This window comes from Flavobacterium sp. RSSB_23 (genome assembly GCF_051547145.1).
Taxonomy (GTDB): domain Bacteria; phylum Bacteroidota; class Bacteroidia; order Flavobacteriales; family Flavobacteriaceae; genus Flavobacterium.
The window spans coordinates 1-465 of record NZ_JBPTTO010000062.1 but is presented as its reverse complement, the minus strand read 5'-3'; the positions used below and the strand labels follow the sequence as shown (position 1 = coordinate 465).

Genomic DNA, 465 nt, shown 5'->3' with positions numbered 1-465 from the left:
GTTTTAGAAGAAGCACCCAAAGCCAAAGCTGCCTCAGGTTGTCCAATAGTTACAGAATTGGACTCAGAAGAACAAGAATCGGTTACTGTTACAGTATAAGTACCAGCAGGTAAATTGGATACAGAAGCGGTAGTGCCTACAACAGTATTCGAAGCATTTTTCCAAGAATAGGTTACTGTTCCCACAGCTCCAGTTACAGCTCCCGCAGTTACAGAACCCGTGCTGGCTCCAAAGCAAGAAGCATCAGTTTTAGAAGAAGCACCCAAAGCTAAAGCCGCTGCAGGTTGACCAATAGTTACAGAATTGGACTCAGAAGAGCAAGAGTCACTAACCGTTACAGTATAAGTACCTGCAGGTAAATTGGATACAGAAGCGGTAGTGCCTACTACAGTATTCGAAGCATTTTTCCAAGAATAGGTTACTGTGCCTACAGCTCCAGTTACAGCGCCTGCCGTTACAGAACCA

1 protein-coding gene is annotated in these 465 nt (G+C 44.7%); it reads right to left on the bottom strand.

All coding sequences use genetic code 11. The features are described 5' to 3' along the window. Positions 1-465: hypothetical protein (locus tag ACSVH9_RS16375; RefSeq protein WP_438064637.1), on the bottom strand; the 465-nt coding region annotated here is incomplete at both ends.